This window comes from Paractinoplanes bogorensis (genome assembly GCF_018829635.1).
GTDB classification, from domain to species: domain Bacteria; phylum Actinomycetota; class Actinomycetes; order Mycobacteriales; family Micromonosporaceae; genus Actinoplanes; species Actinoplanes bogorensis.
The window spans coordinates 1-26,635 of the sequence record NZ_JAHKKG010000019.1; the positions used below are offsets into that span (position 1 = coordinate 1).

Sequence of the window (26,635 nt, forward strand, 5' to 3'; positions counted from 1 at the left end):
TGGCATGTCGGCGTCTGGTCGGCCCCGGGGGCATGCCGGTCGTGCGTGCTGCTGGCATGTCGGCGTCTGGTCGGCCCCGGGGGCATGCCGGTCGTGCGTGCTGCTGGCATGTCGGCGTCTGGTCGGCCCCGGGGGCATGCCGGTCGTGCGTGCTGCTGGCATGTCGGCGTCTGGTCGGCCCCGGGGGCATGCCGGTCGTGCGTGCTGCTGGCACGTCGGCGTCCGGCCGGCTCCGAGGGCATGCCGGTCGTGCGTGCTGCCGGCACGTCGGCGTCCGGCCGGCTCCGAGGGCAAGCTGGTCGTGCGTGCCGCCGACATGTCGGCTTCCGGTCGGCCCCCGTGTGGCGTGGCGACCTGCGCTTGATCTTTACGCCGCTGCGGAGGGAGCAACAGCGGCTGATCAATGCGAAGCGGCAATCACCGGGCCATTGTCGATCGGAGGTTGTGCGACCGCCTGTCCTCCCGTTCGTTGCGGAGGTGTTGGGCGAGCCGCCAGCCGTGACAGCGCCGGAACGGCTCGCCCATCCTGGAACGTTCCAGGTGACCCTCGCAGAGTGTCCGGCGGCGCCGCTTCGGTCAAGGTGGCGGCCTGGAACGTTCCAGGATTTGCGACAACGCCTGCGGGAGGACTGGAACGTTCCAGGCTGGATGGCTACGATGCGCTCGTGCGACCCACCTTGGCCGACGTGGCGACCCGGGCCGGCGTCTCGAAGTCGCTGGTCTCCCTGGTCATGCGGGACGAGCCGGGGGCGAGCCCGGAGACCCGGCGGCGGGTGCTCGAGGCGGCCGGCGAGCTCGGCTATCACCCGGACAGCCGGGCCCGGCTTCTGCGCAGTGGCCGGAGCCGGCTGCTCGGCGTGGTGTTCGGCATTCAGCACCCGTTCCACGCCGACCTGGTCACGGGGCTCTACACCGCGGCCCGCGAGACCGGCTATGAACTGGCCCTGAGCGCGGTCACCGCTGAGCGGGACGAGGCCGCCGCGATCGCGAGCCTCCTGCAGGACCGCTGCGAAGCCTTGATCCTGCTCGGTCCCCAGTCGACGGCGGCGTCCCTCGGCGGCCTTGCGGCACGCATGCCCGTGGTTGTCCTGGCGCGGTCGGTGCGGGTTACCGATCTCGACGTCGTCCGCACGGACGACGCGGAGGGTCTGCGCCTGGCTGTTGATCACCTGGTCGCCCTGGGGCACAGCCGCATCGCGCTCATCGACGGCGGTCGGGCCCCGGGAGCCGCCGACCGCCGCCGGGGCTACGGTGCCGCGATGCGCCGTCACGGATTGACCGCACATATCGAGATCGTCCCCGGCGGGCTGACCGAGGAGGACGGCGCCGAGGCGGCCCGGTCACTCCTGCTCGGCACCTCGGGTCCGGACGACCGGCCCACCGCCGTGACCGTCTTCAATGACCGTTGTGCGACCGGGGTGCTCGACGTCTTCAACCGGCTCGGGCTCACCGGGCGCGAGTCGATCAGTGTGGTCGGCTTCGACGACAGCAGCCTGGCCCGTCTAGCCCACGTGAACCTGACGACGATCGCCCAGAACGTTCCCGAGATGACCCGTCAGGCCGTCGACCGGGCGCTGGCTCGCGCGCACGGCACGCCCGACCCGGTTCGCGCGGCCGTCATCTCACCCCGCTTGGTGATCCGCGGCACGACCGCCCCGCCACCGCAACGGTGAGCCCGCTTCCGCGGGGACGCTCGATGTTGACGCCGGAACGTCCGTCGAATCATTGACCGACCGCGCATGCCTACGCGATGCCAACGGTTGGTGCCGCGCAGGCCGCGGTAGCACGTCACGCCGTACGAGCGGTCGACAGGGACTCGGGCGGGCACTGCGGCGCTGCGAGGATCGCGGCTCGGGTACGGGGCGCGCAAGTGGTGGGGACGGTTTGGAGGCCGTGTAGGCCGCGGTGGCACGTGACGCCGTAAGGGCGATCGACGGCGCCTCAGGCGGGTACTGCGGCGCGGTGACGGGCCGCGACGATCGCGGTTCGGGTGCGGGACACGCGAGTGGTGGGGACGGTTTGGTGCCGCGCAGGCCGCGGTAGCACGTCACGCCGTAGGAGCGATCGACTGCGACTCAGGCGGGCACTGCGGCGCGGCGACGGGCCGCGACGATCGCGGCTCGGGCACGGGGACCGCGAGCGGTGACGCTCGGCGAGGCGGCGGCGGTGCGGGCCTCGTCGGCCAGGCTGGCGGCGGTGCGGCGGGACAGCTCGGCGTCGTGCCACGTGCGCTGCTCGGTGAGCCGGGCCGCCTCGTAGCGCTGCCGCAGCCACGCGACCGAGGCGCGGGCGATGACCAACTCCTGGTCGACCGGGTGCAGGCGGGCGTCCCAGCCGTTGCGGCCGGCCAGCGCGTCGGCGACGGCGGTGGGCGGGAGATCACCGCGGGCGGCCGCGGACGAGACCGTGCGGTGCAGGAAACGCTCGCGTGCCGCGTATTCCTCGCACGTCCGCACCGACCAGGGCGTGCCCCAGGCCGCGGCCGAGGTCGCCGCCCGCAGGCGAGCGTCGGCGTCGAGCCAGGCCTGGTAGGCGTCGGCCACCGCGGTCTCGGACTGTTCCCACAGTTCGCGCCACCGCTGCGCCCCGGCCGCCGCGCGCTCGGCTGCGACGCGTACCTCCGAAGCGAAATGATCCTGCTCGTCGCGCTCGAGCTCGTCACCGAGCAGCGCGGCGACCAGGTCGCGCATCATCCGGCCGGGACGGCGCATCGCCTCGGGGCTGCCCAGCATCAGCAACGCCGGGAAGGTGAGCAGGATCAGCATGGCCCAGATGGCCATGGGCTTGGGGTCGGCCAGCATCAGTTCGGCAACCGTGTTCATGACAGGACTTCCGTTCGCGAGCGTCGTCGATGGTCACTGTGACCACCCGCGAGCGGACGGTCAGACGGTCGCGAACGGGGGAGCGCGGGAGCCGCGGACACCCGCGGTGAACTGCGCGCGAAGAATCGGGGTGCGGTCGGCCGGCGGCGGCGGGACCGCCGCCGTGGACACCAGGACCGGAGCGGGCCGGCGGAGCAGGAAGACGGCGGCGAGAAGCGTCAGTAGCGCCCTCATCACCATGCGTCCCACCCTAACGGCTGGTCGATGAACCGCCCACCGCAACACGCGGAGAATGGCAGGCGCAACCGGCGGCAACGGGAACAGCGCCCGAGGCGGGCCTGCTCCGGGCGGCGGCCTCGATGTCGGCCAGCATCCGGTGGCGGGCGGCGGAGTCGACCAGCGTGCCCCGTACGAGAACACTGTTGATCTTGGTGGTGTGCGAGATGTCCGTCAGCGGGTCGGCGTCGAGAAGGACCAGGTCGGCCACCTTGCCCCGGGCTATCGTGCCGGCGTCGTGGCGGCCCAGGCTGCGGGCGGGCTCGAGGGTCGCCGCCCGCAGCGCCTGCAACGGCGTCACGCCCGCGCGGACCAGCAGTTTCAGCTCGTCGTGGACGCTGAAGCCGGGCATCAGGTAGGACGTGCCGAGGTCGGTGCCGGTCATCAGCGGCACGCCGGCCCGGGCCAGCTCGCCGGCCAGGTGCAGACGCCGGGTGAACAGCTCGCGTCGTTCGGCGCTCTCCTTGGCCGTGCGGCCCTTGAGGTAGAACAGGTCGGTGGCCCATTTCCAGTACGCGATCATGTCCGCGCTGAAGTAGCGGAAGCGCGGGTCGTCCATGGGTACGTCCTGGGGTGTGTCGCAGGTCCAGTGCACGGTCAGGGTCGGCGTGACGCGGGTTCCGTTGCGGGCCAGGCGTTCGAAGACGCGGGCCGCCTTGTCGCGGTCGTAGGTGCGGGCGGCCGCGTACTCGACCGGGTGCAGCCCGGTGAACCAGCCCGCGTAATCGCCGCCGGCCACCTTGATCCGGGCGATCTCGCGGCGCAGGCGGGCCTCGTCGCGGGACGTGTCGTACCAGAACTCGAACAGGTGCTCGATCGTGTGCAGCCCGGCGTCGGCGGCCTCGGTGACCGGCACGAAGTCGGGGACGTGGCCGAGGAACGGCAAGCCTGCGCGGTGCGATTCGGCCGCGATGGCGTGGAACGACTCGCGGTTGAGGCGGGTGTACGTCTTGATGAACGCCGCCCCGGCCGACGCCTGCTCCCGCACCGCCGCGCGGGCCTGGGCCGCGTTCGCCACCGACACGTACGGGACCCCGATGCCCTCCCACAGTGAGGGTGCGCCGTCCACGATCGCGCTGCCGATGATCCAGCGTGGTCCGATCCGGTTCCCGCTGTCGATCTCCCGCTGCCAGCCCCGGGCCGGCTCGTTGGCGGACATCTCCCGGGTCGTGGTGACGCCGTTGACCACGTACAGCTCGGGGTCGGTGGGGTCGATGCCGGTCGCGTGCGAGTGCATGTCGGCCAGTCCGGGGATGAGGAACTTGCCCCGCCCGTCGACCACCCGCGCGTCGTGCGGCACGGACACCCGTCCCACGTCGACGATGCGATCCCCGCGGACGAGGACGGTCTGGCCCCGCCGCCGCCCGTCCGCGTCGATGACGGTCACCCCGGTGATGGCGGTGACACCGGTGACCGGGCCGCCGGCCAAGGAAGCGAGAGGCGCAGCCGGGACAATGGACAGCAGAGTGCGTCGTGTGATTCCCATGAGGTGATCGTCGTCCGGGGCAGGTCCCCGGCCACGGGTGATGACACCCCGAAAGGGGTGGGCCCAGTACCTGTCTTCCCGGCATAGGCTGGCGATCATGACTTCGAGGCCCGTCCGCATCGGCCTGCAGCTCCAGCCGCAGCACGCCGACTACCAGACCATCCGCCGCACTGCCGCCGAGGCCGAGGAGCTCGGCGTCGACGTGCTGTTCAACTGGGATCACTTCTATCCCCTGTACGGCGAGCCCGAGGGCGCCCATTTCGAATGCTGGACGATGCTGGCCGCCTGGGCCGAGCAGACGTCCCGGGTCGAGATCGGCGCCCTGGTCACCTGTAACAGCTACCGCAACCCGGAACTCCTGGCCGACATGGCCCGCACCGTCGACCACATCAGCGACGGGCGCCTCATCCTGGGCATCGGCTCGGGCTGGTTCGAGAAGGACTACCAGGAGTACGGCTACGAGTTCGGCACCGCCGGCGGCCGGCTCGACAAGCTGGCCGAGGACCTGCCGCGGATCGAGTCGCGGTTCGGCAAGCTCAACCCGGCCCCGACCCGCAAGATCCCGGTGCTGATCGGTGGCGGCGGCGAGAAGAAGACGCTGCGTCTGGTGGCCAGGCACGCCGACATCTGGCACAGCTTCGGCGACGCCGAGACGCTCGAGCGCAAGACCGGCATCCTGCGACAGCACTGCGCCGACGTGGGCCGTGATCCGGGCGAGATCGAGATCTCCACCGGCGTACGGGGAAAGCCTGCCGATTCCGGCCCGGAGCTGCTCAACCTGGGCGCCTCGTTGTTCACGGTGGGCGTCGGGGGCCCCGACTACAACCTCGATGAGCTGCGCGAATGGGTGGTGTGGCGGGACGCCGTCAACGGGTGAAGCGGGTTTGACGAAAGATCACGCGGGTACGACGCGGGGCATGAGCATCCCGTCTGATCCGGACAAATACCCGCCGCTCGACCCGGGCGCGCCCATCCCGGACGACCCGGGCGAGCTCGAACCGGGCAGCCCCGACCCGCTGCCGCCCCCGCCGGCCGAGCCGTCACCCGTACCCACGGAGCCCGCGCCCGAGCCCGGCGGCGTACCAGAACCGGCCTAAGAGGCCGATAGCCGACAGCACCCCCGGCCCCCGGAGGTCCATAGTGTTGCGATGACAACGGGGACCGGGGTGTTGTGGCGCGAGGTCTACCTGGGCGGCTCGCCCGAGGCCGAACGGCGGCTGTTCGAGCACATGGCCGTCCAGATCATGCAGACACAGCTCAAGAACGGCCGGCCCGTCAAGGCGGGATTCCAGGCCAAGGGCACGTACGCGGTGGACGACGCCGAGCTCAGATTCCGCGACGACCTCCCGGCTGAGCTGCGGGTGGGCTTCGCCCAGCCCGGCGCGGTCTACCGGACGTCGGTGCGGTTCAGCAACGCCGAAGGCCGCATCCTCGACGATCGTGAGCCCGACCTTCGTGGGGCCGCCCTGCGGATAGCCGCATCCCCGGATGAGCAGCACGACCTGCTGATGACCAACGCGCCCGTCTCGCACGCCCGCGACGCCCGCCAGTTCGCCGAGTTCGCGCTGGCCACCGCGGGCGGCGGGCTCGGCCGCTACCTGGGCCTGGTCCGGCTGGCCTTCGTGCTCGGCCCGGACGAGACGATCCGGATGGCCCGCAACGTCCTGGCCGCCCGCCGCCGGATCGACAGCGTGGCCACCGAGACGTATTGGAGTCGCACCCCGATCACGTGGGGCGGCGAGCACGCGGTCCAATACCTGCTGCGACCTCTCGAGAACGCCAAAGTAGAGGTGGCCGACGGGCCGGATTTCCTCACCGCCGAGATGGGGGAGCGGCTCCGCACAGGAGACGTACGCTTCGAACTCTGCGTGCAGCGGTTCCGGAGTCCGGAGGAGACACCGATCGAGGACGCCGCGGTCGACTGGCGCTCGGAACACGCGAAACCGGAACCGATCGCCACCCTCACCATCCGGGCCGGATCCTGCGACAACGCGGTTGTCCACGCGATGCGCTTCAACCCGTGGAACACCACCGAGGAGTTCCGGCCGCTGGGCAATCTGAACCGGGTCCGCAAGGTCGCCTACGACGCCAGTGCCGCCCACCGCGACCGGCAACGCTGGCTGACCGATGTGCCCGCCCGCAACCGGATCGCCAGTGCGGCCATGGTCTCGATCTTCGGCGTGGTCAACCGGTTCCGGCCCTGGCACCGGCTGCCCGACTCCCTGGCTCTGCTCAACCTGGCCGCCCTGCGTGACGTGCTGCGCCGCGACAATCTGATCGACACCGAGACCCGGGAGGCGCCGCCCCGGGTGCGCGATGTCCCGGTTCCACCGAGCGAGGACGAGAGAGTTTTCCGTACGCACGAGGGCCGCGCGAACGACCTGTCCGCGCCCGAGATGGGCGCTGTAGGAGCCGCGTTCGGCCGCAACGTCCCCGCGATGCCTCATCCGGAGCTGGCCAACGAGCCCAACCCGCTGGTGGTCAGCCGCGAACTGCTGCGCCGCGACACGTTCCGCCCCGCCACGTCGCTGAACATCCTGGCCGCGACCTGGATCCAGTTCCAGGTCCACGACTGGGTCGTGCACCAGCGGCACCCGCTCGGCGTCGACGACGTCCGCGTCCCGCTACCGCCCGGTGTGCCCGGCTGGGTCAACACCCCAGGCGGGCCGCTCGAACCCGAGATGCGCATCGGTGGCAACATCGGGACCGGCAACGTCGCCTCGCACTGGTGGGACGGCTCCGAGGTCTACGGCACGAACACGGCCAAGGCCCGCGAGCTGCGCGACGGCGCCAAGATCCGGCTGACCCCCGAGGGCTATCTGCCGGTCGACGTGGCCGGCTCCGAGATCACCGGCTTCAACGAGGCCTGGTGGCTGGGTCTGAGCAGCATGCACACGCTCTTCGCCCGCGAGCACAACGCGATGTGCGACGAGCTCACGAAAAGGAATCCCGACTGGGACGAAGAGCGCGTCTATCAGACCGCCCGGCTCATCGTGGCGGCGATGATCGCGAAGATCCACACGGTCGAGTGGACGCCGGCGATCCTGGCCACCAAGGTGCTCGAGCGTGGCATGAACGTCAACTGGAACGGCGTACCGGCAAACGATCTTCTGAGTCGGATCGGTCTCTGGCTGACGGATGCCAATGCCTTGCACGGCATTCCGAAGACGACGCCCGACCACCACGGGACGCCCTATTCGCTGACCGAGGACTTCGTCACCGTCTACCGCATGCACCCGCTGATCCCGGACGACTACGCATTCTCCACACCGGACGGTCAGGATATCGGAACGCGCAAGTTCGAAGAGCTGTTGGGAAACAAGGCCGACGACGAGCTGCGCGAGCTGGGCCTGGGCAACGTGCTGCACTCGTTCGGCACGGCCCACCCGGGCGCGATCACGCTGCACAACTATCCCCTCGCACTGCTCAACCTGGAACGCGAGGGCGAACTGGTCGACCTGTCGGTGGTCGACCTGGTGCGCACCCGGATGCGCGGAGTGCCGCGCTACAACGACTTCCGCGCCGCCCTGCACCTGCCCCGGATCACGCGGTGGGAAGACCTGACCGCGGACCCCGCGTCGGTGGCGAAGCTCAAGGCCGTCTACCGCAGCATCGACGAGGTCGACACGATGGTCGGGCTGTTCGCCGAGACGCCGCCCGAGGGGTTCGGCTTCTCCGACACGGCGTTCCGCGTCTTCATCCTGATGGCGTCACGGCGGCTGCAGAGCGACCGGTTCCTGACCGCCGACTACCGGCCCGAGATCTACACCCAGTTCGGCCTGGACCACATCGCGGCGACGACGATGAGCGACCTGATCCGGCGGCACTGCCCGGGACTCGCGCCGGGGGAGAACGCCTTCAAGCCCTGGAGCTGACCCGGAACAGGTCGGCCTCGAACCGGTAGGCGTCGCCGCGGTATTTGTTGTGCCCGATGAGCACCGGGGTGCCGTCGGCCGTGTACGCGACCTCGTCGCCGACCAGCACCGGTGCGCCCGCGGTGATGCCCAGCAGCCGGGCCAGTTCGGTGTCGGCGCTCTCGGCGACCAGCGTGTACGCGCTGCGGTGCACTTCGATGCCGCATCGCTCGCGCAGCTCGTCGTACAGCGACTTGTCGGTCAGGTCGGAGTCCTGAAGCGCCAGGGCGGGCAGGATCACGACGTCGTAGCAGACGGGTGTGCCGTCCATGCCGCGCAGCCGGTCGATCTGCAGCACCGGAGCCGCGGGCGCGATGCGCAGCTTGGCCGCCTCGTCGAGGGAGGCCGGGCGGACCTCCTGCACCATGACCCGCGCGGTCGGCCGCAACCCCCGCGCCCGGGCCATCTCGGTGAACGACTGCAGCGTGCTGGGCGGCTCGCCGAGCACCTGGGTCGGCACGAACCAGCCGCGCTGGGCCGACCGCTGCAGCACCCCCTCGGACTCGAGCCGGCTCAGCGCCAGGCGCAGCGTGGCCCGGCTGACCCCGAGCAAACCGGCCAGGTCGCGCTCACCGGGCAGCCGGGTGCCGGGGGCGTAGCGGCCGACGGTGAGGTCGCGAGTCAGCTGCTCGTAGGCCTGCGTCGAAGCGGTCACGGCGAGCACTGTACCAGTTAGCTCATTGGTGGGACCAGTTCTCGTTTCTGGTTCAGTACTGGACTAACTGGTATAGGAAGGCTTAGTGTCCGGAGATCGGCCACGCGATCCCACCGGGCGAGGCCAGAGACACAACGGAGTGCACCTATGAAGATCTATAAAGCGGGAATGGTCGCGGCTCTGCTCGCGCTCGGCCTGACCGCCTGCTCCCCGGGCAGTGGCACCAGCGCGACCGATGCCACCAAGGCCCCGGACACGGTGTCCACCGATGTCGCCAAGGCCGGCAACGTGACCCTCAAGCTGACCGACTTCTGGGGCGGCGCCGAGGGCGAGTGGATCAAGCAGGTCGTGGCCGACTTCCAGAAGAAGTACCCGAACGTCACGATCCAGCGCACCAACGAGGACTGGGGTCAGCTCAACTCGACCCTCAACCTGCAGCTGCAGGACGACAGCGGGCCGGACATCGCGACCGCGAACAACGGCTGGCAGTCGCTCGGCACCCTGGCCAAGGGCGGTCTGGTGCGCAACCTGGACGCGTACGCGAAAGCCTATGGCTGGGACAAGAAAGTGCCGACCACGATCGCCCGGCAGAACCAGTTCAGCGGCGACTTCAAGACCATGGGCACCGGGTCGTGGTTCTCCACCCCGATGGCCCGGACGTCGCTGATCGGCCTCTACTACAACGCCGACAAGCTCAAGTCGCTCGGCCTCGAGCCGCCCAAGACGCTGGCCGACCTGGAGACGGCGGCGGCCAAGGCCAAGGCGGCGGGCGAGATTCCGTTCGAGTACGGGAGTCTGGACGGCTCGACCACCATCCTGCTCGGTACGCAGGCGATGCTGGCCGACAAGAAGAAGCTCAACGACTACATCTACGGCGACGCCTCGATCAAGGCGGGCGACATCGGGATGACCGACGCCATCACGCTGACCAAGAAGTGGGCCGACGCCGGATACTTCCCGCCCAAGTTCGAGGGCATCGACTACCAGACCGCGGTCGCCAACTACGTGGGTGGCAAGGGCGTGTTCCGGTGGGAGTACACCGGTTCGCTCGGTCTCGACGCGGCCAAGCAGGGCAAGTACGGCTACCTGCAGCTGGCCCAGGCGAGCGGCAGCGGGACGGTCGGCGTCGGTGCCGCGCCGGGGGCCATGGTGATCTCGTCCAAGAGCAAGAACCCGGACGTGGCGGCCGCCTTCCTCGACTTCCTGATGTCGCCCGAGACCGGTCAGCTGGCCGCCGACCGGGGCCTGGTGCCGGCGCTGTCGCCCGACGTCAAGGTGCCCGCCACGTCGCTCAGCCTGACCGACGAGTCGAAGGGTGCGGCGACGCTCGACTCCGACGACGGCTACGTGCCCTACTTCGACTGGTCCAGCCCGACGATGCTCGACACCATCAGCCAGAATCTTCAGCTGGTGTACGCGGGAAAGATGACGCCGGACAAGTTCACCGCGGCCGTCGACAAGGACCGCGACGCCTTCCTGGCCGGGCAGAGCTGACATGACCGCCACCGCGACCGGCACGCCTACTCCGGTGAGTGAGCCGACCACGCACCAGAAGAGCGCCCGGCCGCGGCGCCGGAACCGGTGGATCGGTCTCGGCTTCGCCGCCCTCCCGCTGGCCGTCTACGCGCTCGTCGTGCTCGTCCCGCTGGCCCAGTCGGTGCAGTTCTCGTTCTACCAGTGGGACGGGGTCAGCGCGTCGACCTGGGCCGGCCTGGACAACTACAAGACGTTCCTGACCGACCCGGTGCTGCGCTCGACGTTCGGCCACGTGCTCGTCCTGATCGGCTTCTTCGCGCTGCTGCCGATCGCGCTCGGCCTGTTGTCGGCGGCGTTGCTGACCCGGGCCAAGCAGCCGGGCATGGCCGTCTACCGCTGGATCTTCTTCCTGCCCCAGGTGATGACGACCGTGGTCATCGCCCTGGTGTTCAAGCGGATCTACGCGCCGGACGGCCCGCTCAACACCGCGCTCGAAGCGGTCGGCCTGGGCTCCTTCGCCAAGACGTGGCTGGGCGACTTCACCTGGGCGCTGCCGGCGCTCGGCATGATCGGCACCTGGGTCACCTTCGGGTTCTGCATGGTGCTGTTCATCTCCGGAACGTCGGCCATCGCCCCGGAGCTGTACGAGGCGGCCCGGATCGACGGCGCCGGACCGGTCAAGGAGTTCTTCGCGGTGACCCTGCCCGGGTTGCGAGGCCAGATGGCGGTCGCGCTGACGCTCACCATCACGGCCGCGCTGCGCACCTTCGACCTGGTCTGGGTCACCACCCACGGCGGCCCGGGCACCTCGACGCTGACTCCGGCGGTGGCGCTCTACAAGGCCGCGTTCCAGAACCCGCAGGTCGGCCTGGCCGCCGCGATCGGCGTCGTGATGGCGATCCTCTGCCTGATCATCGCGATCGTCATCACCCGCGTATCGGAAAGGGATTGATCGTGATCTCGAGGATGGAACGCGCGTTCAACTACGTGATCCTGACGATCCTGGCCGTGCTGGTGCTCTTCCCGGTCGGCACGTTCCTGGTCGCGGCGCTGAGCCCCGACCGCTCGGGCAAGCCGGTCGGCTTCTCCGACTTCGCCTGGGACAACTTCGCCACCGCCTGGCGCGACGCCGACTTCTCGCGGGCCATGACCGTCTCGCTGATCGTGGCCGTCTGCGTGGTGGCCGGCCAGGTCATCCTGGCCCTGCTCGGCGGGTACGCCTTCGGGGTGCTCGGCGTGGCCGGGGACAAGTGGCTCTTCCCGGTCGTCCTGCTCGGCATGATGATCTCGCTCGAGGCCATCATCGTGCCGCTCTACTACCAGTTCCGGACGTTCGGGCTGACCAACTCGCTGCCCGGCATCATCCTGATCCACCTCGGCATGGGTGTGCCGTTCGGGATCTTCTGGATGCGGGCCGCGTTCCGGGCCCTGCCGCGCTCGGCGTTCGAGTCGGCCGAACTGGATGGGGCCGGACCGCTGCGGATGCTGCGCTCGATGGCGGCGCCGATGGCCCGGCCCGCCATCTACACGCTGATCCTGCTCAGCTTCATGTGGACCTGGAACGACTATTTCCTCTCGCTGGTGTTCCTGCACGGGGACAACCAGACGGCCACCGTCGCCCTCGGCGTCTTCCAGGGCAAGTACGTCACCCAGATCAACCTGATGGCCGCCGGCGGTCTCATCGTCGCCGCGCCGGTCCTCGCCCTCTACGTCGTCTTCCAGCGCAAATTCATCTCCGGAATGCTGGCCGGCGCGATCAAGGAGTAACACCGTGGCTCTCCAACCCCTTGTGCTGCCGGACACCGACGCCGTCGGTGACGCGGTGGCGGCGACGATCCTCGACCGTCTGGCCGCGACCGGCCACCGGCCGTTCCTGCTCGGCTGTCCCAGCGGCCGGACTGCGATGCCGGTCTACCGGGCCCTGGCCCGGCACGCGGCCGCCGGCGCCGACCTGTCCCGGCTGGTCATCGTGATGATGGACGACTACCTCGACGGCGACCAGCGGGTCGCGCCCGAACTGCCGTACTCGTGCCTGGGTTTCGCCCAGCGCGAGATCGCCGGGCCGCTCGGGGCGTCGAACGAGATCTGGGTGCCCGACCCGGCCGACCCGGCGGGCTACGACGAGGCCATCGACGCGGCCGGCGGGATCGACCTGTTCCTGCTGGCCAGCGGCGCGGGTGACGGTCACATCGCGTTCAACCAGCCGGGCACACCCCGAGACGCCCGTACGCATGTCACCCCGCTCGGCGAGGCCACCCGGCGCGACAACATGGGGACCTTCCCCGAGTTCACCCGGCTCGACATGGTGCCCACCCACGGGGTGACGGTCGGCGTTGACACCATCGCCGGACTGTCCCGCGAGGTCATCATGATCGTCTGCGGGGCGCACAAACACGCGGCGTACAACCGGATCAGCCGGGCCGGGGCCTATGAGCCGGACTGGCCGGCCACCGTCGTCGTCGAATGCAAGAACCCCACGCTCATCGCGGACCACGCGGCTGTTGGAGGCAACTGACCATGGCAGGAATCAAGCTCGTCTACATCGGCGGCGGATCGTCGCGCGGCGCCGGGACGATGGCGTCGATCCTGGCCCACGGCAAGGAGTTCGACGGCTCCGAGATCGTCATCCAGGACGTCGACCCCGACCGCCTGCACGCCGTCGAGACCATCGCCCGCAAGATCGCCCGGTCGCAGGGCCTGGACATCCGGATCTCGTCGACCACCGACCGGCGGGCCGCGCTCACCGACGCCGACGCCGTGCTGGCCAGCTTCCGCCCCGGCAACTTCGCCGCCCGCGCCCTGGACGAGCGGATCCCGCTCAAACACGGCGTGATCGGCCAGGAGACGCAGGGACCGGGCGGTTTCTTCATGGCGCTACGGTCGATCCACATCTACGAGGACATCATCCGCGACCTCGACGCGGTGGCGCCGAACGCCGTCATCTTCAACTACACCAACCCGGTCAACATCGTGTCGCAGGCGGTCACCCGCTTCACCGACCGCACGATCTGGTCGATGTGCGAGGGCCCGATCGTCTTCCCCAAGACCGTGCTCCACGCCGCGGGACTGGACCCCGCGAAGGCCGACATCGTCATGTCGGGCATCAATCACAACATCTGGTCGGTCGAGCACACGTACGAGGGGAAGGATCTCATGCCCCTGCTCGACGCGGCCTGGGAAGCGCGCCGCGACGATCCGACGCTCAGCGTGCACGCCAAGCGGATGCTGCGGCTGGCCGTGGCGATGCGATCGGTGCCGGCCGACTACTTCCAGTACTACTACTTCCGCGAGGAGGTGCTGCGCGAACTGCAGGGCGCCCGCACCACCCGCGCCGAAGACCTCCTCGCGGCGCTGCCCGGCTACTGGCAGCACTACGAGGAGCAGATGAACGTCGAGGTTCCCTCGCTCGACCCCGCTCGTTCGCGCGGCGGCATCCACGAGCTCGAGCTGGCGATCGACGTGATGAGCGCCTACTACAACAACAGGAGCGCCCGCCTGCCGGTCAATCTGCCCAACGCCGGGGGAGCGCTGCCCGGCTTCGACGACGATGTCGTGGTGGAGATGTGGTGCACCGTCGACGGTCAAGGTGTGCGACCGCTGCCGCAGAAACCCCTTCCCCATGCCGTACGCGGTCTGGTGCAGCAACTCGCCGAATTCCAGTACCTCGCCGCCGAGGCCGCGTGGAAGGGCAACCGCGCCGACGGCATCCGGGCCATGGCCGCCAATCCGATGGTGCCGACGCTCGCGGTCGCCGAGGAGCTGTACGACGAGATGGCGTACGCCCACCGCGCCTACCTGCCGGAGCGTCTGCTCAAGTGAGCCGCGCCTACCTGGCGGTGGACGCCGGAAACTCCAAGACGGTCGCCCTCGTCAACGACGCCGAGGGGACCGTCTTGGGCCGGGGCCGGGGTGGCAACGGCGACATCTACGGGGCGGCTTCAGTGCCCTCAGCACTCTCCTCGGTCTTCGACGCCGTGGCCGCCGCGCTGTCGGATGCCGGCCTCACCCCGTCGGACATTGTCTCGGCCGCGTTCCGGATGGCCGGCGTCGACTATCCCGAGGACGCCGAATTCTGGGACGGGCATATCCGTGAGCGGCTCGGTGGCCTGGGGCGGTGGAGCGTCAAGAACGACGCGTACGCCTCGCTGCGGCTGCTCGACGGCACCGGGATCGCGGTGTCGATCACCGTCGGGACCGGGCCGGCCGTGGCGGCGCGCGCCGCTGATGGGCAGGAGGAGCACTCCGGCTTCTTCGTGTTCGACCATCTCGGCGGGGGCGGGCTCGGGGGTGAGGCGCTCAAGGCTGTTTGCCAGGCGTGGATGGGCATCGGGCCGGCGACCTCGCTGACGTCTGCTCTTTGCGAGCTGTACGACGTGCCGGACGCCTGGCATCTGCGGCACGACTTCACGCGCCGGTTCGGGGCCCGGCCGGCCTCCGATCTGTGGCAGGCGTCGCGGGCCGTCCTGGCCGCTGCATCCGACGGCGATGCGGTCGCGGTCGGCCTGGTGGAGGCGCAGGCGACGGCGTTCGTCCGCTACGCCACCTGGTGTGCCGCGCGGGTCGGCACCGAATTGGGCGACCTTCCGGTGCTGTTGAACGGATCGGTCGCCACCTCGGAGCACCCCGCGATGCGCAACGCGCTGATCGCGAAACTCGGGCCGGCCACCCGGGTCGTGGTAGCCGACGCCTCACCGCTGAGCGGCGTGGTGCTGGACGCGCTGGCCGAGGGCGGTGTCGCGATCGGCCCCGAACTGCTCGCCCGGGTCCGCAGCGCCCATCCCGACGACTTCCTCTCGACGCTCTGAAGGGCACCATGATCGACGACATCGACGGCCTGACTTTGGAAGAGAAGGCGTCGCTGCTCTCCGGGCACGACGAGTGGTACACCGAGACGATCGAGCGGCTCGGCATCCCGGCCATCGAGGTCGGCGACGGCCCGCACGGGCTGCGCAAGGAGACCGGCGTCGACATGGTCTGGGTGCCCGCCACCGGGTTCCCGACAGCGTCGGCGATGGGTGCCTCGTGGGACCGCGACCTGGTCCGCCGGGTGGCGGTCGCGATCGGCGAGGAGGCGCGGGCCGAGGGTGTGCAGGTGGTGCTCGGGCCGGGCGTCAACATGAAACGGTCGCCGCTGTGCGGGCGCAATTTCGAGTACTTCTCCGAGGACCCGCTGCTGTCCGGCGAGCTCGGTACTGCGTACGTACGGGGAATGCAGTCGGTCGGGGTTGGCTCTTCGCTCAAGCACTTCGCGGCGAACAATCAGGAGATCGAACGGACCCGCATCTCCGTCGAGGCCGATGACCGGACGTTGCGCGAGATCTATCTGGCCGCGTTCGAGCGGGTGGTGAAGGCGGCCGACCCGTGGACGGTGATGTGCTCCTACAACCGGCTGCGCGGGGTGCACGCCTCGGAGAACCGGTGGCTGCTGACCGAGATCCTGCGCGACGAGTGGGGTTTCGACGGGGTGGTCGTCTCCGACTGGAACGCGGTGCACCACCGGGTGCCCGCCCTCGTCGCCGGGCTCGATCTCGAGATGCCGGGCGTCGGCGGGGCGACAGATCAAGAGATAATTGCGGCCGTACGCGCGGGAGAGCTCGACGAACGCATAGTCGACGCGGCCGCCCGGCGGGTCCTGCGACTGGTCGCTCTTTGTCACCCGGGCCCGTCCCTGGTGAACGGCCCGATCATGGACCTCGGCGTCGCGCCCGGTGATCGGCTCTCGTCCGAGCAGTTGTCGTTGCTGCGCGCCGACGAGCACCACGCCCTCGCCCGGGAGGCCGCGGCCGGCTGCATCACGTTGCTGCGTAACGAGAGCGGGGTGCTGCCGCTCGCTTCTCCGGAGCGGATCGCGGTGATCGGGGCGTTCGCCGCGCACGCCCGGATCCAGGGCGGTGGCTCGTCCGGCGTCGACCCGACCCGCGTCGACAACGCGCTCGACCTGCTCATTTCCTCCTTCGGGGACCGCGTCGCGTACGCCCCTGGCTACGTCCACACGCCCAAGGACGCCTACCAGGACGACGTCGCCGCCTACCTGGCCGCGCACGACGCCACATTCGTCGACGACGGCCACGGTCCGGCCCGCCGGTCGGCCGCCCTCGCCGAGGCGCTGCGCCTGGCCGCGGCGGCGGAACGGGTGGCGGCCGGCCCGCTGTTCGCGCGGGCGACCGCGCTGATCGACGACGCGGTCGGCGTCGCGGCCGGCGCCGACGTGATCGTGGTCTTCGCCGGGCTGCCGCTCGCCTTCGAACAGGAGGCCGACGATCGCACGACGCTGGCCCTGCCCGCCGACCAGATCGAGCTGATCGGGCGGCTGGCCGACCTATCGGCGCCGGTGGTGGTCGTGCTGTCCAACGGCTCGGCCGTCACCATGGACCCCTGGCACGACCGGGTCGACGCGATCGTCGAGGCCTGGCTGCCCGGACAGGCCGGTGCCGCCGCCGTGGTCGACGTCCTGCTGGGCCGGGTCAACCCGTCCGGCAAGGTGGCCGAGACGTTCCCCCTCGCGGTCGAGGACACCCCCGGCTACGTGACCTGGACGGGGGAGCGGGGCACGGTCCTCTACGGCGAGGGCGTGTTCATCGGATACCGCTGGTACGACGCTCTGCGCCGGGCGGTCCGCTATCCGTTCGGGCACGGGCTGTCCTACACCACCTTCGCGTACGACGACCTCGACGTGTCCATCGTGGATGCGTTCGCGGGCGCGGTCCGTGTTTCGTGCACGGTCACCAACACGGGATCGGTGACCGGTAAGGAGGTCGTGCAGCTCTACGTCGGTGACCCGGACGCCGCGGTCCGCCGGCCGGCACGGGAACTGCGCGGCTTCGACAAGGTGACCCTCGAACCGGGGGAGAGCACGCGGGTCGTGTTCGAGCTGGCCGGCCGCGACTTCGCCTACTGGGACGTCGCCACCGGCGAGCGCGGCGCCTGGCGGCGCGAGGGCGGCGAGTTCGTCATCGAGGTCGGTGCTTCCTCCCGCGACCTGCGGCTACGTTCGGTTTTCGCTCTGCCGGACGACCCCGATCTGCCGCCGCTGATCCCGGACGAGGCGTTGCTCGACCACAAGTCGTCCCGCTTCACCGAGGGCCACCGCTGACGGCCGGTGCCGGCCCGCGACGTCGCGGGCCGGCACCGGGGCGGGCGAAGATCAGCGGGTGATCGAGTAGATGCTGGCCAGCATCACCGGGTTCTGGCCGCCGAGGTCCTCACGCTTGTTGGCGGCGTAGTACATGACGTCGCCGCTGTAGAGGTTGTGGCCGAGCCCCAGGGCGTGGCCCAGCTCGTGGGTGGTGGTGTTGTTGCGGGTGCCGCCGATCGCGGCCGAGTCGTAGTAGTCGTTGAGCTGCACCATGGCGCCCGAGTTGGAGAACGCGCCGTACGAACCCGACGCGTAGTACAGCGTGGTCCGCCCGGTCCAGCCCGCGCCGTAGTTGCCCGAGAAGACGTCGATGCACCGGGAACCGGACACCGCCGGGCAGCTGTTCCAGCGGTACTCACTGTCGATGTTCTGCACCGTGTTCCACTTCGGCACGACCGAGGAGACCGGCCACGACGCGCCCGAGTGGTCGTTGAACCGTACGTACGGGTCCTCCCAGCCCTGGTTGCGCCAGAACGACACCGGGCAGCTCCACGTCCGCGCGTTGCCGTACGAGCAGTCGCTGGCCGCCTTGGTCGAGACGCCGCCGGTCGACGCCGACTTGACGACGCGTACGGACGCCTTGCCCTGGGCCCGCAGCTTGGCCGCCAACTGGTCCGGCGTGAACCCCGGCGCCGGGTCGTAGGTGGTCACGCTGGTGCCCTCCGAGGTGACCTGCACGCTCTGCACGGTCACCGCCTCCGCGTCGGCCGGCTCGGCCTTGGCCGTCGCCGCCCGCATCGCGTCCATCTGCTTGTCGGTGAGCTTGGGGTAGGCGGCAAGGTCGGTGGCCGGAGCCTTGGCCTTGGCGCCCGGGTCGGCCGAACCCGCCCAGCTGCCGTCCGTCTTCTTCTCCGCCAGGAAGGAGGCGTACTGCTGGTCCGGGTCGATGATCGCTCCGGCGGACGCCTGGGCGGCCCCCGGGAGGGTGACCACGGTCAGCACGATGGACGTGGCGGTGGCCAACAGCCACCGTGATCGGTGATTGACCTGCATTTTTACCCCCGATGTCAGATCGGCATCGATCGATGCCGATCCCTACGCTAGGGCACGGAAGCCGAACGTAAATCGACCGAGTTCGATTGCTGACAGAAGTCGGGAGCGGGCTGACAAACGCGCACTTCTGGGCTAGCAAAAAGAGTGTGCAGCGCGGGGCGGTGGCCGATGCGTCGTTGAAGGTGAGGAGCACTGACGGGAGCGGGCGTGTCGTTCGAGGATTTCGTGGCGGGGTACGGCCGGTCGCTGGTGCGCCTGGCGTTCGCCCTGAGCGGTGACCGGCAGGTGGCGGAGGATCTCGCCCAGACCGTGCTGGCCGATGTCTACCGGCACTGGAAACGCGTTCGGGCGGCGGCCAACCCCGAGGCTTACGTACGCCGGATGCTGGTGAACGCGCATCTGAGCTGGCGCCGTCGGCGCTGGACGACGGAACGGCCCGCCGACCTGCGCCCGGAGACCGGCGTCCCGGTGGCCGACCCGGCCGAGGCCGTCGCCGCCCGGGACCAGATGCGGATGCTGCTGAGCCGGCTCGCCCCGCGCGCCCGCACCGTGCTGGTCCTGCGGTACTACGCCGACCTGGACGACGCGGCGATCGCCGCCGCCATGGGCGTCAGTGAGAGCTCGGTGCGGGCCACCGCCTCGCGGGCCCTGGCCAGCCTGCGCGGTCCCGCGACCATCGACGCACAGAGGGAGACGCGATGAGTCAGTCGATCGAACGCGAGCTGGCCGAGCTGTTCGCCGCCGACGCGGCCGCGGCCCCCGACGAGCAGGTCGTGGCCGCCGCGGCGGTGCGCCGGGTCCATCGCCGGCGCCGGGCCCTGGCGACGACGGCCGCGGCCGCGACCGCGGTGATCGTCGGGGCGGGCGTGTACGGCGTCTCCCGGCCGGACGCCACGCCGCCGCAGGCGCAGCCGCCGGTCACGTCCTCGTCCGCGCCGGCCTGGGCGGCGCCGGCGGTCGCCCCGCCGGCCGGGGCCGAGCCGGGCGACCCGCTGACCTCCGGTGCGGCGCAGTGCGTCAAGGAGTATTCGGCCGAGACGCTCGCCGAGCAGGCCTTCGCCTTCGACGGCACCGTGACGGCCATCGGCCCGGCGCAGACCTCGCGTGACGAGCAACCACCGTTGGACCTGCGATCGGTGACCTTCCAGGTGCACACCTGGTTCAAGGGTGGCTCCGGCGCCACGGTCGCGGTGGACATGTCCGCGCCCGGCGGGGGCGATGTCACATCCGAGAACGCCCCGGCCTACCGGATCGGCACCCGGATGCTGGTGTCCGGCATGCCGCGCTGGGGCGGCGAGCCGCTCGCCGACCCGATCGCGTGGGGCTGCGGTTTCACTCGCTACTACAGCCCCACGCTGGCCGCCGATTGGGCCACCGCGACGAAGTGACCTACTTGACGAGCGGCTTGAGGGCGGCGCCGACCGCCGAGACCACGCCGGGGCGGTGGCCGTTGGGCACCAGGTTGATGCAGATGCCGTCGATGCCGGCGCCCAGGATCTTCTCCTGGACCTGCTCGGCCACCTGGTCGGGGGTGCCGAGGAAGGCCCGGTTGCGCCGGTCCTCCGGGATCAGCTCACCGAGCTTCCTGGCCTCCTGCTCGGTCTCGCCCACCATGCCCATCACCAGGAAGCTGGTCGCCAGCGTGGCCGGGTCGCGGCCGATCTCCTCGCACCGCTCGCGCAGCACCGACACCTTGCGGGGCAGGTCGGTCACGTCGCAGATGATGTTCATGTGGTCGGCGAAGCGGGCGGCCAGCCGGAACGTCTTCTGCTCGCCGGAACCGCCCAGCATGATCGGGATGTTCGGCCGTACGCGCGGGTTGTTCATGGCGCCACGGGTCGTGTACCACTTGCCCTCGTGCGTCGAGCGCTCGCCCTTGAGCATCGGCGCGATGATGTTCAGGGCCTCGTCGAGCCGCTCGAACCGCTCGGTGAACGTGCCGAACTCGTAGCCCATCTCGTGGTGCTCGAGCTCGAACCAGCCGGCCCCGATGCCCAGGATGGCCCGGCCCTTGGAGACCACGTCGAGCGTGGTCACGGTCTTGGCCAGCATCGCCGGGTTGCGGTAGGTGTTGCCGGTGACGAGCGTGGAGAGCTGGACCGTCGAGGTGACCCCGGAGAGCGCGCCCAGCGTCGTGTAGGACTCCAGCATCGCGTGGTCGGGCGTCCCGATGCCGGGCAGCTGATAGAAGTGGTCCATCACCAGCACGGTGTCGAAGCCGGCGGCCTCGGCCTCGCGCGCCTGCGCGGCGACCGTGTCGAAGAGGTCCATGTCCGGAACCCCGGGATAGGTGAAGTTCGGAATCTGGTAGCCGAGCTTGATGCTCACGTCTTCCTCCGCGCTTGTCAGCCGTCTGATGTAAGAGGCCTATCACTTGCTAATGTAAGAGCCTACTTACAAGTGTCGCAAGCGGGAGGACCGGGTGTCGGAAAAACGTGGCTATCACCACGGCGACCTCCGGGCCGCCCTGATCCAGGCCAGCTTCGACCTGCTCGCCGAGTGCGGGCTGCAGAACTTCTCGGTGGCCGCGGTGGCCCGTAGCCTCGGGGTCAGCTCGGCCGCGCCCTACCGGCACTTCCCCGACCGGGCGCGGCTGCTCAGCGCCGTCTCGGCCCAGGCCGCCCACGATCTGCGCGAGGAACTGGCGACGGCCGTCGACATGGCCGAGGGCGCCGGAGTCTATGTGCGCTTCGTCGCCCGTACGGGAGCCGGGTTTCAGGTCATCTTCGCCGGCGAGCTCTACGCGGTGCCCGACGACGCCCGTCGCGTGCAGACCCGGGCGCTGATCACGCGGCTGTTCGAGCTGGCCGGCGGCCATAGCCCCGAGGAGTCGCTGAGCCTCATCGACTCGACCATCGCGCTGGCCCACGGCTACGCCTCGCTCTATGCCGAGGGCTTCTTCGCGCGCAAGGCGCACACGGTCGACGACCTCGCCGCCCGCGCCGTGCAGGCCGCCCGCTACCTCGCCGCTCCCTGATCCTCCGCCGGTCGCCTCGCTGCCTCGCCGCTTCCTGATCCTCCGCCCGTCGCCTCGCTACCTCGCCGCTCCCTGATCCTCCGCCCGTCGCCTCGCTACCTCGCCGCTCCCTGATCGGATCCGGTCCGGCACCCCGGCGCCCCGAGCCTTCTCGGGGTGACGACACGACAGGAACTCCGACCGGACCACCAGGCCCGCGCCCGAGCCCGCCGGGCCATCACCCTGCCGATCGCGGCGGTGGCCCTCGGGCTCAGCGCTCTCGCGGCACCGACTCCGGCCCAGGCCGCCCCGCCCGCGGTGGCGCAGACCTGGAACACGCTGATGTACCGCAGCCTCACCCGCCAGCAGGTGGCCGAGACGCTGCGCACCACCATCGCCACCCAGCAGGGCACCGTGGTGACCCGTACGTCCGAGGTCACCAACGCCACCAACGCCGGCACCGTCGCCCAGGCCGCCCTGACTACCGCCACCAGCACCGACACCGCCGCCCGGGCCCGGGTCACCTCGGCCCAGACCGCCCTGACCACCGCCCAGAAGAACCTCACCAAGGCCGTCGCCAAGAAGAAGCCGAAGAGCACCGCCGCCGCCCTGACCAAGGCCAGGAACGCGGTCACCGCCGCGACCAGGACCCTCACCCTGCGCAAGACCGAGGCCGGGCAGACCGCGACCTCCCTGACCGCCGCGCAGCTCAACGTCCGGACGGCGACCGGGACGCTCGCGACCGCCATCGCCAACCGGGACGCCGCCGCGGCCGCGGTCGTGGTGACCCAGCAGAAGCTGGCCGTGCTGCCGACCGCGTACGCGCTGGCGACCCAGGCCAAGGCGATCAGCCGGGACGTGGTGACCCAGTCGCGGACCGGGTTCACGACCGCCGACACGACGCAGGTCTACGGCATCACCGTCAACCGCAACGTGGCGTACGCGTTCAAGCGCATGCTCGACGACGCCCGGGCCAACGGGGTGACGCTGTCCGGCGGCGGGTTCCGCACGAGGGAGCGCCAGATCGAGCTGCGCAAGTCCAACGGCTGCCCCGACGTGTGGACCGCGCCGTCCTCGTCCTGCCGGGTGCCGACCGCCGTCCCGGGCCGTTCGCTGCACGAGCTGGGCATGGCCATCGACATCACCCAGAACGGCAAGACTCTGTCCCGCAACACGACCGGCTTCAAGTGGTTGTCGGCGCACGCGGCCGCGTACGGCTTCATCAACCTGCCGTCGGAGCCGTGGCACTGGTCGATCACCGGTAGCTGAAGTCCCGGGGGCGGGCGTCGTCATGGCGCCCGCCCCGCGGTGTCAGCGGTTGTCCACGATCCGTTTCGCCTTGCCGATGGAACGTTCCAGGGCGTCCGGCGGCAGCACCTCGACCGCGGCCGTGACACCGATGTTCTCCTTGATCAGGGCGGCCAGCTCGCGGCCCTCCGCGGTCGCGCCGGGGCGGGCCTCGACGCGTACGGTGAGCTCGTCCATGCGGCCCGGACGGGTGAGCACGCACTGGTAGTGCGGGGCCAGGCCGGGTACCCGCAGGATGAGCTCCTCGATCTGGGTCGGGAACACGTTGACGCCCCGGACGATCATCATGTCGTCGGTGCGGCCGGTGATCCGTTGCATGCGCCGCATCGTGCGAGCCGTGCCCGGCAGCAGCCGGCTCAGGTCACGCGTGCGGTATCGGATGATCGGCATGGCTTCCTTGGTGAGCGAGGTGAACACCAGCTCGCCCTCCGTGCCGTCGGCGCACACGCTCCCGTCGGCCGGGTCGATGATCTCCGGGTAGAAGTGGTCCTCCCAGACGTGCAGGCCGTCCTTGGTCTCGACGCACTCGGCAGCCACCCCGGGCCCGATCACCTCGGACAACCCGTAGATGTCGACCGCGTCCAGCCCGAGCCGGCCCTCCATCTCGGCCCGCATGTCCTCGGTCCACGGCTCGGCGCCGAAGATGCCCACCCGCAGCGTCGTCCCACGCGGGTCGAGCCCTTGCCGTTCCATCTCGTCGACGATGGTGAGCATGTAGCTCGGGGTCACCATGATGATGTCCGGCTCGAAGTCGGCGATCAGCCGCACCTGCCGCTCGGTCATGCCGCCGGACACCGGGATCACGGTGCAGCCGAGGCGTTCGGCGCCGTAGTGCGCGCCCAGGCCGCCGGTGAACAACCCGTAGCCGTACGCGACGTGGACGCGATCGCCCGGCCGCCCGCCCGCCGCGCGGATCGACCGGGCCACCACGTTCGCCCACATGTCGAGGTCACCCTGGGTGTAACCGACGACGGTGGGACGGCCGGTGGTGCCGCTGGACGCGTGGATGCGGGCGATCCGCTCCCGCGGGACGGCGAACATGCCGTACGGGTACGTCTCACGCAGATCCTGCTTCGTCGTGAACGGGAACCGCGCGAGGTCGTCCAGACTGCGACAGTCTTCCGGGCGTACGCCGGCCTCGTCGAACTTACGGCGATAGAGAGGCACATTTCCGTACGCGTGTTGCAGTGTCCATTGCAGACGGGCCAGCTGGAGTGCCCGGAGTTCGTCCCGTGACGCCGTCTCGATCGATTCCGTCAGCGCCCCGGTCACCGGTGACGTGGTGAGCCCTGTCATCGGTGACTTGCCGGGTTCCGTCGCCGGTGTGCCAGGCTCTATCACCGGTGACGTGTTGGAGTCTGTCACCGGTGACTCGCCGGGTTCCGCCGCCGGTGTGCCAGGCTCTATCACCGGTGACGTGTTGGAGTCTGTCACCGGTGACTCGTCGGGGTCCGCCGCCGGTGTCATGCGGGGCGGCGTTGTTGGGGGATCGCGGGTCGCAGCGCGCCGTCGCGAGCCAGTTCGGTGAGCACGCTGTTGAGGTCGTCGACGTGCTGCTCGGTGTGCGCGGCGGTGAGCTGCACGCGGAAGCCGATCTCGTCGCGCGGCACGCCGGGGTAGGGCGCGAGCGTGACGTACTGGCCGGCCCGCCACAACCGCTCCGACACCTCGATCAGGTCGTGCTCCGGGGAGATGGGGATCTCGACGACCGGGGTGTCGTGGACGTTGAGGGTGTGGACGCCCATCCCGCGTACGTGGGAAAGAAGTTTGCTGGTCAGACGGTAGAGATGGGTGCGGAGGTCGTCGCCGCGCTTCTCGTTGACGTCGAGGCCGGCCATCACGGTGGCCAGCGATGCCACCGGTGACGGGCCCGAGTAGAGGTAGGTCGGGGCGTCGACCTTGAGCTTGTTCTTGACCGCGGTCGGCAGGGCGAGGAAGGCGAGCAGCGACGAGTACGCCTTGGAGAAGCCGCCGACGAGGATGACGTTGTCGTACGACTCACCGCTGTGCTTGACGATCGCGTTGCCGCGCATGCCGTACGGGGAGGACTCGATCGGGCTGCGCTCACCGATGACACCGGTGCCATGAGCGTCGTCCACATAGAGGGTGGCGTCGTACTGGCGGCACAGGGCCGCGTACTTCTTGAGGTCGGGGATGTCGCCGGTCATGCTGTTGACGCCGTCCATGCAGACCATCACCGGGCGGGCGGTGGCCTCCTGCAACATCGTCTCGAGCTCGCCGAGGTCGCCGCTGCGGAACCGGCGCATGGTCGCGCCCTGACCGCGCGCGAACACGCAGCCGTCGTAGATGGTGCGGTGGGCGCGGCTCTCCATGATGACCGTGCCCTTGCCGATGAGCGCGGGGATCACGCCCAGGTGGATCTGCGAGATCGTCGGGAGGAGCAGCACGTCCTCGGCGCCGAGCAGTTCGGTCAGGCGCTCCTCGAGCTGCGGATAGAGCCGCGGGCTGCCGAGCATGCGCGACCAGCTGGGGTGAGTGCCCCACCGGCGCAGCTGTGGCTCGACGGCCTCGATGATCTCTTCGTCCAGGTCGAACCCGAGATAGTTGCAGGACGCCCAATCGACGAGCCAGTCCTGTCCGATCCGGATCCGGCGGCCGTCGATCTCCTCAATGACGGCGTCGTACATCCGGCTGTTGAGCCGGAGGTCTTCAATGTCATGGGTCTGGGCCGGCACTACGTACCCCTTTCACGTTTTTGGATCATCAACGCCGTACCCGGGAGATCGTCGATCAACCGGAATGGTCTGATCGATCGCTATCCCGTCTCTGTCCCGCTACCGTCAGTTCTCTTGCGGTGCGGTGGGGTGCCGGTCTTGTGGCTTTCCTCCCCTGCGGTCGTCCGGTTTGTCGCCGCTTGGTCGTCCACCTTCTCAGCGGGAACGCGATGGTCGTGAGCGACGTCTCATGAGGCACGGCGCGCGGAGGCGTGGCGTCAGGAGGCGGTGACGGGGGATGGCTGTGCGGCAGTGGGGCGTCGTGATCTTAGTGGCGGGCGGACTGGCCGGATGCGGCGGAGGCGGTGAGCCCGCGGTGACCTGGGCGGAGCCGGCTCGGTACAGCTACGTGCTCGATTCCGCCTGCGGGGAGCGGGCCCTGATCGGCCGATATCGCATCACCGTGGCCGACGGGCGTGTCACCGATGTCAGGGGGTTGGACGCGCCGGGAGCGCGGACTGTCGCCGACTCGCCACGGGAGGTCATACCGACGCTGCGTCAGCTGGTCGACGAGTTGAACGCCGCCCGGGCGGCCGGCGCCGAGGTGGCCGACATCGACACCGACCCCGCAACCGGACACCCGACCCGGATAACCATCGACCCGTCGTCGAACTCGCTCGATGACGAGTCGTGCTACACGATCACCGTCCTCGAACCGGTGGGGTGATCTGGGTTCGCTCGGCCTTCGGCCCGGCCCGGCTTGTGCCGGGGCCCGCCTTTAGCCGGCCCAGGCAGGCCTGATTTGTCTCGATCGGTTGTGCCGGACGTCGTGTCGTTCGGGTGCGCCGGTTCGTGTCGGTCGGGTGTGCCGGACGTCGTGTCGTTCGGGCGTGCCGGTTCGTGTCGGTCGGGTGTGCCGGACGTCGTGTCGTTCAAGTG

24 protein-coding genes are annotated in these 26,635 nt (G+C 70.0%); 16 read left to right on the forward strand and 8 right to left on the reverse strand.

The features are described from left to right. Nucleotides 1–665 precede the first annotated feature (665 nt). Nucleotides 666–1,673: a LacI family DNA-binding transcriptional regulator gene (locus KOI35_RS42870; RefSeq protein ID WP_308121408.1), complete on the forward strand. Its 1,008-nt coding sequence runs from the start codon at nt 666–668 to the stop codon at nt 1,671–1,673. A gap of 402 nt (nt 1,674–2,075) precedes the next feature. Here KOI35_RS42870 and KOI35_RS42875 read toward each other — a convergent pair whose 3' ends face one another. Genes KOI35_RS42875 through KOI35_RS42885 form a run of 3 tightly spaced genes read right to left on the reverse strand, consistent with a single transcriptional unit; the run spans nt 2,076 to nt 4,584 of the window. Further along, a complete protein-coding gene (locus KOI35_RS42875) occupies nt 2,076–2,822 on the reverse strand; it encodes a hypothetical protein (RefSeq protein WP_215795500.1) in 747 nt (248 codons plus the stop codon). Between the two features lie 60 nt (nt 2,823–2,882). Next, nucleotides 2,883–3,062, reverse strand: a complete 180-nt coding sequence (locus tag KOI35_RS42880; RefSeq protein ID WP_215795501.1) for a hypothetical protein — start codon at nt 3,060–3,062, stop codon at nt 2,883–2,885. A gap of 10 nt (nt 3,063–3,072) precedes the next feature. Further along, nucleotides 3,073–4,584: an amidohydrolase family protein gene (locus KOI35_RS42885; RefSeq protein ID WP_215795502.1), complete on the reverse strand. Its 1,512-nt coding sequence runs from the start codon at nt 4,582–4,584 to the stop codon at nt 3,073–3,075. Nucleotides 4,585–4,681: 97 nt separating this feature from the next. Between KOI35_RS42885 and KOI35_RS42890 the strand changes: the two genes are divergently transcribed. From KOI35_RS42890 to KOI35_RS42900, 3 genes are read left to right on the forward strand one after another with little or no spacing between them, the layout of a single operon-like run. After that, nucleotides 4,682–5,461, forward strand: coding sequence for an LLM class F420-dependent oxidoreductase (locus KOI35_RS42890; protein WP_215795503.1), 780 nt, complete (start codon nt 4,682–4,684; stop codon nt 5,459–5,461). Between the two features lie 40 nt (nt 5,462–5,501). Next, complete coding sequence (locus tag KOI35_RS42895; protein WP_202997893.1) at nt 5,502–5,681, forward strand: hypothetical protein; 180 nt, start codon at nt 5,502–5,504, stop codon at nt 5,679–5,681. A 51-nt stretch (nt 5,682–5,732) separates the two neighbouring features. Beyond that, on the forward strand, nt 5,733–8,459 hold the full coding sequence (locus KOI35_RS42900) for a peroxidase family protein (RefSeq protein WP_215795504.1): 2,727 nt from the start codon (nt 5,733–5,735) through the stop codon (nt 8,457–8,459). Here the strand turns inward: KOI35_RS42900 and KOI35_RS49200 are convergent. After that, nucleotides 8,443–9,153: a GntR family transcriptional regulator gene (locus KOI35_RS49200; RefSeq protein WP_308121409.1), complete on the reverse strand. Its 711-nt coding sequence runs from the start codon at nt 9,151–9,153 to the stop codon at nt 8,443–8,445. The two genes, KOI35_RS42900 and KOI35_RS49200, sit on opposite strands and share 17 nt — an antisense overlap. A gap of 147 nt (nt 9,154–9,300) precedes the next feature. On the opposite strand from KOI35_RS49200, the gene KOI35_RS42910 reads away from it, so the two are divergent. Genes KOI35_RS42910 through KOI35_RS42940 form a run of 7 tightly spaced genes read left to right on the forward strand, consistent with a single transcriptional unit; the run spans nt 9,301 to nt 17,722 of the window. Beyond that, complete coding sequence (locus KOI35_RS42910) at nt 9,301–10,647, forward strand: ABC transporter substrate-binding protein (protein ID WP_215795506.1); 1,347 nt, start codon at nt 9,301–9,303, stop codon at nt 10,645–10,647. A gap of 1 nt (nt 10,648) precedes the next feature. Then, nucleotides 10,649–11,581 carry a carbohydrate ABC transporter permease gene (locus tag KOI35_RS42915; RefSeq protein WP_246614726.1) on the forward strand — a complete coding sequence of 311 codons (933 nt, stop codon included), beginning with the start codon at nt 10,649–10,651 and terminating at the stop codon, nt 11,579–11,581. 2 nt (nt 11,582–11,583) lie between these two features. Further along, entirely contained in the window at nt 11,584–12,396 is an 813-nt protein-coding gene (locus tag KOI35_RS42920; RefSeq protein WP_215795507.1) for a carbohydrate ABC transporter permease, read from the forward strand. A 4-nt stretch (nt 12,397–12,400) separates the two neighbouring features. After that, on the forward strand, nt 12,401–13,144 hold the full coding sequence (locus tag KOI35_RS42925; RefSeq protein WP_215795508.1) for a 6-phosphogluconolactonase: 744 nt from the start codon (nt 12,401–12,403) through the stop codon (nt 13,142–13,144). Nucleotides 13,145–13,146: 2 nt separating this feature from the next. Continuing rightward, nucleotides 13,147–14,448: a family 4 glycosyl hydrolase gene (locus tag KOI35_RS42930; protein ID WP_215795509.1), complete on the forward strand. Its 1,302-nt coding sequence runs from the start codon at nt 13,147–13,149 to the stop codon at nt 14,446–14,448. Further along, the gene (locus tag KOI35_RS42935) at nt 14,445–15,434 is read left to right on the forward strand and encodes a BadF/BadG/BcrA/BcrD ATPase family protein (RefSeq protein ID WP_215795510.1); all 990 of its coding nucleotides are present in this window, start codon (nt 14,445–14,447) and stop codon (nt 15,432–15,434) included. Before KOI35_RS42930 ends, KOI35_RS42935 begins: the two co-directional genes overlap by 4 nt. 8 nt (nt 15,435–15,442) lie before the next feature. Continuing rightward, nucleotides 15,443–17,722 carry a glycoside hydrolase family 3 C-terminal domain-containing protein gene (locus KOI35_RS42940; protein ID WP_246614727.1) on the forward strand — a complete coding sequence of 760 codons (2,280 nt, stop codon included), beginning with the start codon at nt 15,443–15,445 and terminating at the stop codon, nt 17,720–17,722. 51 nt (nt 17,723–17,773) lie between these two features. Here the strand turns inward: KOI35_RS42940 and KOI35_RS42945 are convergent, their stop codons facing one another. After that, entirely contained in the window at nt 17,774–18,727 is a 954-nt protein-coding gene (locus KOI35_RS42945; protein ID WP_215795511.1) for a zinc metalloprotease, read from the reverse strand. 237 nt (nt 18,728–18,964) lie between these two features. On the opposite strand from KOI35_RS42945, the gene KOI35_RS42950 reads away from it, so the two are divergent. Both KOI35_RS42950 and KOI35_RS42955 read left to right on the forward strand, forming a co-directional pair. Further along, on the forward strand, nt 18,965–19,459 hold the full coding sequence (locus KOI35_RS42950; RefSeq protein WP_215795512.1) for a SigE family RNA polymerase sigma factor: 495 nt from the start codon (nt 18,965–18,967) through the stop codon (nt 19,457–19,459). Continuing rightward, nucleotides 19,456–20,145: a hypothetical protein gene (locus KOI35_RS42955; RefSeq protein ID WP_215795513.1), complete on the forward strand. Its 690-nt coding sequence runs from the start codon at nt 19,456–19,458 to the stop codon at nt 20,143–20,145. The genes KOI35_RS42950 and KOI35_RS42955 overlap by 4 nt, the downstream gene beginning before the upstream one ends. 1 nt (nt 20,146) lies before the next feature. Here the strand turns inward: KOI35_RS42955 and KOI35_RS42960 are convergent, their stop codons facing one another. Beyond that, nucleotides 20,147–21,085: an LLM class F420-dependent oxidoreductase gene (locus tag KOI35_RS42960; RefSeq protein ID WP_215795514.1), complete on the reverse strand. Its 939-nt coding sequence runs from the start codon at nt 21,083–21,085 to the stop codon at nt 20,147–20,149. Between the two features lie 94 nt (nt 21,086–21,179). Here KOI35_RS42960 and KOI35_RS42965 point away from each other — a divergent pair, with 94 nt between their 5' ends. Together KOI35_RS42965 and KOI35_RS42970 are read left to right on the forward strand one after the other, a co-directional pair. Next, nucleotides 21,180–21,734 carry a TetR/AcrR family transcriptional regulator gene (locus tag KOI35_RS42965; protein ID WP_215795515.1) on the forward strand — a complete coding sequence of 185 codons (555 nt, stop codon included), beginning with the start codon at nt 21,180–21,182 and terminating at the stop codon, nt 21,732–21,734. Nucleotides 21,735–21,890: 156 nt separating this feature from the next. Beyond that, the gene (locus KOI35_RS42970) at nt 21,891–22,982 is read left to right on the forward strand and encodes a M15 family metallopeptidase (protein WP_308121410.1); all 1,092 of its coding nucleotides are present in this window, start codon (nt 21,891–21,893) and stop codon (nt 22,980–22,982) included. Nucleotides 22,983–23,024: 42 nt separating this feature from the next. On the opposite strand, the gene paaK is transcribed toward KOI35_RS42970, so the two are convergent. Together paaK and KOI35_RS42980 are read right to left on the reverse strand one after the other, a co-directional pair. Beyond that, nucleotides 23,025–24,317, reverse strand: coding sequence for a phenylacetate--CoA ligase PaaK (gene paaK / locus KOI35_RS42975; RefSeq protein WP_215795516.1), 1,293 nt, complete (start codon nt 24,315–24,317; stop codon nt 23,025–23,027). Between the two features lie 167 nt (nt 24,318–24,484). After that, nucleotides 24,485–25,717 (reverse strand): aminotransferase class I/II-fold pyridoxal phosphate-dependent enzyme, encoded by a 1,233-nt coding sequence (locus KOI35_RS42980; protein ID WP_308121411.1) that lies wholly within the window; start codon nt 25,715–25,717, stop codon nt 24,485–24,487. A gap of 355 nt (nt 25,718–26,072) precedes the next feature. Between KOI35_RS42980 and KOI35_RS42985 the strand changes: the two genes are divergently transcribed. Beyond that, a complete protein-coding gene (locus KOI35_RS42985) occupies nt 26,073–26,423 on the forward strand; it encodes a DUF6174 domain-containing protein (protein WP_215795517.1) in 351 nt (116 codons plus the stop codon). The last annotated feature ends 212 nt before the right edge of the window (nt 26,424–26,635 follow it).